Below are 8,109 nucleotides of genomic sequence, written 5' to 3'. Positions count from 1 at the left end.
GGCCTCCAGCCGTGGGGAAGCGTTAACGTGGGGTTCCCTCTTCGTGGCGGTGTTCTGTTCGGACTTCGCTCAGCGCGCGGGCGACACCGGACTCGAACTGCATCATCAGCTCGCGTACCTTCTCGGGGTCGTCCGGTCCGGCGGTGGCGACGGCCGGCGCCTGGCCGAGCGGGGTGGTCGGCAGCGGAACGCTCAGGTTGGCTCCGGGGACCCGCCGGTTGAGTCGCGGCGGAGCGCCCGTCGCGGCGGGGGTCGCCGCTGCGGTGCCGTTGGCTCGGGGTGCCGATCCCGCCGGCCCGAGGCTACCACCCGCCGGACCCAGGCCGCCCCGCTCCGCCGGAGTGCTACCCGGCGACCGCAGGTCGGACCGCTCCGGACCGGGAAGCACCGGTGGCGAGACGGCCCGCCGGGACTCTCCGGGCCCGGTGCCGACCTGCGCCGCCCGGAGACCCTCGCCGGTCGGCCGGGACTGCTGCTCGCGCTGCGCCCGGCGTACCCCGGCCTCGAACTCCTCGATCAACGCCCGGACCACGGACGGGTCGGCCGGGGTCGGCTCGGGGCGGGTCCTGCTGGTGGTGGTCGGCAGTTGGGCGCCCGGGACCCGCTGGCGCAGCCCGGTGCCGGGGCCGGACGAGGCGGGTCCCGGGCTGCTGTCGGCGGAAGGCGTTGCCGGCGCACCGGAGGACGCCGGGCCACCTCCCGCATCCGGGCCGGCCGGCCGGTCGTCCGGGGCGCCACCGTCCGGTTGTCCCGCCGGTTCCGCACCGGTCCCGGCGGTGCCGGGCTGGGCGGTGCCGGTCTGGGCGGTGCCGGTCCCGCTGGCACCGGTCCCGGCGGTGCCGGGCTGGGCGGTGCCGGTCCCGCTGGCACCGGGCTGGGCGGTGGCCGCCGGGCGGGTCAGGAAGGCGTTCCAGGGCTGGCCGGACGTCAGCGACCGGGTGGCCCGGCGGATCAGCTCCTCGTCGAAGACCGGTCCGGCCGGTACCGCCACCGGCATCAGCTCGGGCAGCCGGAACACCGGTGCCGTCTCGGCCATCGCCGGCACCGGTTCCGGGGTCACCGGCGCCGGCCCGGCAGGGCTGTGTACCGGTGCCGGCTCGGTGGGCCTGGATGGTGCCGGCTCGGCGGTCGGGGCCGTCGCCCGGCCGACCGGGGTGCCGGGCTCGGTGATCCGGACCGGCCGGACCGGCAGCGGTGCCGAGGCGCTCGCCCGGGGCGTCGGCAGTTCGGGCTCCGGACGGCGGGTGACCAGCAGCCGGTCGTCGATCTCCACCCCGACGGTGACCCCGCCGCCGGGCGTGGTCGCCGAGAGGGTGACCCGCCAGCCGTGCCGGCGGGCCAGCCGGCCCACCACGAACAACCCGAGCACCTCGGTCGGGACCAGGTCCAGCCGTTCCCGCCGGGTCAGCCGGGCGTTCTCCTCGGCCAGCCGCTCCGGGGTCATCCCGATGCCGTGGTCGACCAGGTTGAGGCGTATCCCGCCCGGGATGACCTCGGCGAGCACGGTGACCCGGGTGTGCGGCGGGGAGAAGGCGGTGGCGTTCTCCATCAGCTCGGCCAGGGTCAGCACCAGGTCGCCGATGACCCCGGGCGCCACTCCGACGTCGAGCCGGACCTGCACGTCGACCCGGGTGAAGTCCTCGATCTCACCGAGTGCCAGCCGAACCACGTCACCCAGCGGCAGCGGGGCGACGTGCCCGTCGCCACCGGCGCCGCCGGAGAGCACCACCAGGCTGCTCGCGTTGCGGCGCAGCCGGCTGGAGACGTGGTCGAGCCGGTAGAGGTGCTGGAGCCGGCCCGGGTCCGTCTCCTGGTGTTCCAGCCGGTCGATCAGGGCGATCTGCCGGCCGACCAGGTTCTGGGTACGCCGTCCGACGTGCCCGAACATCTGGGCCACGTTCCGCCGGCTGGCGGCCTGCCGCTCCACCAGCCGGGCGGCCGTACCCTGCACCCGCTCGAAGGCCCGGGCCAGGTCGCCGACCTCGTCGCGGCCGTCCACGTCGACCGGGTCGAGCCGGATCGGGTGGTACGACTCGGACTCGTCGTCGACGATCCGGGTCAGTTCCTCCTCGGCGGCCCGGGCCATCCGCTCGGCGGAGACGGTCAGCCGGGTCAGCGGCCGGGCGACGGTACGCGCCACCGCCAGGCTCAGCAGCATCATCAGCGCGATGATCAGCAGCACCAGCAGCCCGACCGTGTACGCACCGGCGATGGCCCGCTGGCGCTGGTCGGTCACCTCGGCGACCACGTCGGTGACGATCTTCTTCTCGATGAACTGGCCGAGCGTGATCAGCGAGGTGGCGGCCGGGAACAGGTCCGCCAGGTTCAGGTCGGCGATCGCCTCGGTGGGGTCGGCGGCGCCGGCGCTGAGGAACTCCGGGCCGGTGCGGGCCGCCGTCGCCCGCTCGATGAGCCGGTAGAGATCGTTCTGTGCCTGGGTGGCGAAGCTGCGGAACCGGGCCAGATTGGATTCGAGCCCGGCCATGGTGCCGACGTACGCGATGCCGGCGGCCGGGGTCTTCGTCCCGGCGACCAGCACGATCAGGCTGGCCGCGGCGCTGATCCCCTCGTCGGTGAGGAGCACCGCGTCCAGCGCGATCATCTGGCGGCCCTCGGGCGTGGTCGCGTCGGCGGACCGGACCAACCCCAGCGACGCGATCAGTGCGGTGTGTACCTGCCCGAACGCGGCGATGACCTGGTCCGGCCTGGCCCGCCGGGCCAGTACACCGGCCCGCAGGTCGGCCAGCCGCCCGACACCCGTGATCGCGGCGTCGATCTCCCCGGTCAACTGCCCGCCGAGGTCGGCCCGCAGGTCGGCGATCCGGTCACCCACCTGCGCGCTCTGCTGGACCAGTTCCGAGCGGTCGACGACGTTCAGCAGGTAGCCGACGGAGAGCAGCCGTTCCCGCTGGAGATCCTGCACGAGGGTGCCGACCTGGCCGGCCCGGCGCACCGTGTCGGCGGTGTCGGCGGCCTTCTGGGCCGAGGAGATCCGGTCGGCCAGCACCGGGACGGCGAGGCCGATGGTGCTGAGCAGCGGAAGGATGACGAGCAGGGCCAGCCGGCCCCGGATCCGGAGCCTACCGAGCATCGGGACGTCCCCACGGCGCCGGGCGCTCCGGCACGGCCGACTGGGTGGCCTGGCCGGCGGGTACCGGATCCTGCCAGTCCGCCAGCGGGGACCGCCGGCCCGGGTCGCCTGCGGGGTCCGGCCGGCGCGGCCGGCGTTCGGGCAGCGGCGGCAGCCCGCCGGCCGGTGGCCCGGCCAGCGTCGCGCCGACCGGTAGCGCCGACTCGGCCAGTGGCGGCCCGGTCGGCGGCGGCCCGGACTCGGCATCGACGGTGCGGCGCAGCCCGTCGGTGGTCGGCTCACCGGCCCCGGCCGGGGTGCCGCGGCCCCGGTCGGCGGCCCGGGCGGCCAGCACCGGCAGGGCGGCGAGGGCGAGCACCAGGAGTACGGCCAGCACCAGCGCGCCGACCACGATGCGCCGCTCGCCGGTCAGCCCGTCGACCCGCTCCCCGAGCAGGATGTCGAGTTCGGCCAGGATGATCGTGGCCAGCCCGGATCCGGCGAGCTGCGCCGAGGCTCGGGCGGCACCCACCTGGATCGGGTTGGGTGCGGCCGAGTCCCGGGTGAGCGCGGCCAGGTCCTCCACCGCGCGCTGGTAGCCGTCGAGCCGGCTGAGCAGGTTGCCGCCGAGTGTCCGGCTGGCGGTGTTCTCCACCGCCGAGCGCAGGTTTTCGACCAGGTCGGCGGCGGGGCCGAGTACGGCGGACCGGGCCAGGGCCAGCTCGCTGGCGGTACGCAGCGGGTCGCCACCCGAGCGGCCCGCCGCGAGTACCGAGCGGTCGGCGAGCCGTCCGGCCGCGACCAGGGCTTCCGGCAGTTCCTCGGCCACCGCGTCCTGGAGGTGGTAGGAGTCCGACTCCGGGTCCCGGATCAGCCCGGAACTCTCCCGCACCTTGGCGTAGAGCGCCAGCAGCAGGTCGGTGGTCTCGGTGTAGACCGTCCAGGCGTCCTGCGGGTTGGCCGGCGGGCGGTCCGGCAGCGCCTCGATCTTGGCGTGCAGCCCGGCCCAGCGCTCGCTGGTACGCAGCTCGGCACCGTACCGGACGTCGACCGCGCTGGTTTCCTCGACCGCGGTACGCAGTGCGGCGGCCGCCGCCGCCCGGCCCGCCACGGCACCGGACTGGGCGTCGACCAGGGCGAGCGTCACCTGTCCCAGGGAACGCAGGTACTCGACCCCGTGCCGCTCGCGTTCGGCGACCGTGAGCCGGTCGTCGTTGCTGCGCCAGGCCGAGCTGAACAACACGCCGGCCGGAAGTAGCAGGGCGACCGCGAGCAGCACTCGCAGCGCTGTGCCGGTCCGGTTCGGCTCACGCCGGGACCGTTGCGCGGGAACTGTCATCGTCCATCTCCATCGGCGAGAGGGGTCGTGCTGCGTGGCGGGCGTGGGGAGACCGCCCGGTCCCGTCCACCGGACCGGAAAACTAGTAGACGTCGGACCCGCTCGATCCGGGTCGAGCAGTCAGTTATGCGTCACTTGGGTACAGGTAACACCCGGTGAACAAAAATGTGACTCCTTGTGGATAGTTGCCTAGGCGCATGTATCGGTTAGGTGGGCGTTGCGCCGAAAGATCGGAATTCACAGGATCCGAAGTCGCCCCGCCGGATACCCGGTGGCGCGACGCGGACGACGACTCACGGACACCGAACGGGCCAGCCGGACGGACGTACGGCGGATCTCAGCCAACGCTCAGCTCCGGCGCCGTACGGTGTGAGCCATGCCTTCCCGACTGCTGGCGCGGCTGCGCCGTGCCCGGCCGACCCGGCGCCGGTTGATTGCCGGATCGACCGTGCTGGTGTTGCTGGCCGCGCTGGTCGGCTGGGCGGTGTGGCCGGAGAACCCGCCCTACTCCACAACGGACTCCATGATCTCCGTCCGGTCCGGACCGGGCGGCGACCAGCCGGTCGACCTGGACACCAGGTTCTACCTGCCGGACGGGGCGAGCGCCGACCGGCCGGTACCGGCGGTGCTGCTGGCGCACGGCTTCGGCGGCACGAAGCGGTCCGTCGAGTCCGACGCCGAGGACCTGGCCGGGCTGGGTTACGCCGTGTTGACGTACACCGCCCGGGGATTCGGGCGCAGCGGCGGGCAGATCCACCTCGACCACCCCGACTACGAGGTACGGGACGCGGCCCGGTTGCTCGACTGGCTCGCCGCACGGCCGGAGATCCGCAAGGACTCGGCCGGCGACCCCCGGGTCGGCGTGGTCGGCGGCTCGTACGGCGGCGCCCTGGCCCTGCTGCTCGCCGCCCAGGACCAGCGGGTGGACGCCATCGTGCCGATGATCACCTGGAACGACCTGGCCCGCTCCTTCCTGCCCGAGTCCACCGGCCGGGAGCCGGTCGACGGGGTGTTCAAGAAGGGCTGGGCCGGGATCTTCTTCGGCAGCGGCGGCGGTACCGGCCTGGGCGGACTCACCGCCCCCGGCACCGCACCAGGCGGCGAGGACTCCGGCGACGAGGATGCCGACGGGGACGGTCCGGCCGGCGGGCAGGACCCGGTGCTCGGCACGGTGCCGGGTGCCGCTCCGGGCGGTACCCCGGACGACCCGGCCTGCGGGCGCTTCGCCGCCGACGTCTGCGCCGCGTACCTGCGGATCGCCACCACGGGCCGGGCCGACCCGGCGGCGGTCGAGCTGCTCCGCCGGTCCAGCCCGGCCGGCGTGCTCGACCGGATCAAGGCGCCCGCCCTGCTGGTCCAGGGCGCCGCGGACACGCTCTTCCCGCTCGCCGAGGCGGACGCCAACGCCCGGGGCATCGCGGCCGGCGGCACCCCGGTCCGGGTCGCCTGGTTCACCGGCGGGCACGACGGCGGCGAGGGCCCGCAGACCGACCGGGACCGGCTGCGGTTCCTGATGGCACAGTGGCTGGAGCACTACGTCAAGGGGTCCGGCGGCGCGGCGTCGACCAGCTTCACCTGGTCGCGGATCGCCGGCTTCGACGCGCTGGACCGCGGGCTGGTCGCCACCGGCTTCTCCGTCACCGACTATCCGGGCGTCGGCGGCACCACCAGCGAGTCGATCGCGGTGGCCGGGCCGGCACAGCGGATCGCCAACCCGCCGGCCGGCAACCCGGCGGCGATCTCCGCACTGCCGTTCGGTGGCGGCTTCTCGTCGCTGCTCGACGGGGTCGCCGGAGACCTGCCCGGCCAGCACGGCCGGTTCGAGTCGGCACCGCTTCCCCGGGCCGTCGACGTGGTCGGCTCGCCGACGGTCACGATCCGGGCCGCGTCGCCGACCGGCGAGGCGGTGCTCTTCGTCAAGCTCTACGACGTCGACCCGAACGGCCCGGCCGCGCTCTCGAACGGCCTCGTCGCGCCGGTCCGGCTGACCGGGCTGCCCGCCGACATCTCCGCCGCGACGCCGGTCCGGGTCACCCTGCCGGCGATCGTGCGCCGGATCGAGGCCGGGCACCGGCTCCGGATCGTGGTCGCCACCTCCGACCAGGGCTACGCCACCCCGGTCGAGCCGGTCACCTACACCGTCGCGCTGGCCGGGCCGGCCTCCGGGGCCGTACCCGGGATGCCGGCCGGGGCCGCCCTGACCGGCGCCGAGGTGTCGCTGCCGACCGTGGTCGGCGAGCCGATCGCCACCCCGGCGGTGGTCTGGCGCTGGGCGCTCGCCGGCCTGGTCGCCGCGATCGTGCTCGGGCTCGTCGTGGTGGTGGCCGTGCTCCGCCGCCGGCACCGCCGGCACGACACCTCGGTGCATCCCGAGTACGCCGACACCCCGCTGGTCGTCCGCGACCTGCGTAAGGAGTACGCCGACGGCTTCGTCGCGGTCTCCCGGATCGACTTCGAGGTGCACCGGGGCCAGGTGGTCGGCCTGCTCGGGCCGAACGGTGCCGGCAAGACCACCACGCTGCGGGTGCTGATGGGGCTGACCCAGCCGACCACCGGCGAGATCCACGTCTTCGGTCACCGGCTGGTGCCCGGCTCGCCGGTGCTGTCCCGGATCGGCGCGCTGGTGGAGGGGCCGGGCTTCCTGCCGCACCTGAGCGGTCTGGAGAACCTGCGCGCGTACTGGCGGGCGACCGGCCGGCCGGAGGCGGACGCGCACTTCGAGGAGGCGCTGGAGATCGCCGGGCTCGGCGACTCGATCCACCGCAGGACCCGCAAGTACAGCCATGGCATGCGGCAGCGGCTGGCCATCGCGCAGGCCATGCTCGGCCTGCCGGAGCTGCTGGTGCTGGACGAGCCGACGGACGGGCTGGACCCGCCGCAGATCGCCGAGATGCGCCGGGTGCTGCGCCGGTACGCCACCGACGGCCGGGCGGTGCTGGTCTCCAGCCACCTGCTGGCCGAGGTGGAACAGACCTGCACGCACGCGGTCGTCGTGCACAAGGGGCAGATCGTGGCGGCCGGCAGGGTGGAGGAGATCGTCGGCGAGTCGCCGAGTACCCAGTTCGACGTCTCCGACGTCGACGCCGCCCGGGCGGTTATGGAGCGGCTGGCCGGAGTACGGGTGCTGCCGGAGACCAACGGCGCGCTGGTGGTCGACACCAACGGCACCGCCCGGAGCGAGGTGGTGGCCGAACTGGTCCGGGCCGGTGTCGGGGTAGACCGGGTGGTGCCGCGCCGCCGCCTGGAGGACGCCTTCCTCGCCCTGGTCGGCGAGAACTCTCGGGGAAGCGGGGACCGCTGTTGACATCCTCCACTGCCCTAGAGGGCGGGGATTCCCTTGGTCGCCCTTGGGTTTTCCTGCTTCAACACCAATTGCCTCGTCCGGGCGTCCGCCCGTTGAGGTCTTACACCGGCTCCACAGGCCGTAACGGAGAGCCCCTCCGCCAGAATGTTGCGGGCCGCGTTGACGTCGCGGTCGTGGATGGTGCCACATCGGCAGGTCCACGTCCGTACGTCCAGCGGCATCCGCTGCGCACACGTCGAGCAGAGCTTGGACGACGGGTACCAACGGTCGACGACGACCAGGTCCCGGCCGTACCAGTCGGCTTTGTATTCGAGCATGGTGCGGAACTGCCGCCAGCCGGCGTCGCTGATGGCGCGGGCCAGAGGGCGGTTTTTGACCATGTTACGCACGGTCAGA

At 74.3% G+C, this 8,109-nt stretch carries 4 protein-coding genes; 1 reads left to right on the top strand and 3 read right to left on the bottom strand.

Annotated elements, in window-relative coordinates; translation table 11 throughout:
• Positions 1-22: 22 nt before the first annotated feature.
• Entirely contained in the window at positions 23-3,091 is a 3,069-nt protein-coding gene (locus AAH979_RS42065) for a nitrate- and nitrite sensing domain-containing protein (RefSeq protein WP_346263704.1), read from the bottom strand.
• Positions 3,081-4,409 (bottom strand): hypothetical protein, encoded by a 1,329-nt coding sequence (locus AAH979_RS42060; RefSeq protein WP_346263703.1) that lies wholly within the window; start codon positions 4,407-4,409, stop codon positions 3,081-3,083. The genes AAH979_RS42065 and AAH979_RS42060 overlap by 11 nt, the downstream gene beginning before the upstream one ends.
• Positions 4,410-4,785: 376 nt before the next feature.
• Between AAH979_RS42060 and AAH979_RS42055 the strand changes: the two genes are divergently transcribed.
• Positions 4,786-7,713, top strand: a complete 2,928-nt coding sequence (locus tag AAH979_RS42055) for an alpha/beta fold hydrolase (protein ID WP_346263702.1) — start codon at positions 4,786-4,788, stop codon at positions 7,711-7,713.
• A gap of 14 nt (positions 7,714-7,727) precedes the next feature.
• On the opposite strand, the gene AAH979_RS42050 is transcribed toward AAH979_RS42055, so the two are convergent.
• Positions 7,728-8,109: RNA-guided endonuclease TnpB family protein (locus AAH979_RS42050; RefSeq protein WP_346263701.1), on the bottom strand; the 382-nt coding region annotated here is incomplete at its 5' end.

Source organism: Plantactinospora sp. ZYX-F-223 (assembly GCF_039649625.1).
In the GTDB taxonomy this organism is placed as follows: Bacteria; Actinomycetota; Actinomycetes; order Mycobacteriales; family Micromonosporaceae; genus Plantactinospora.
The sequence above is the reverse complement of the archived record's forward strand: the minus strand, read 5'-3'. Positions and strand labels throughout refer to the sequence as shown.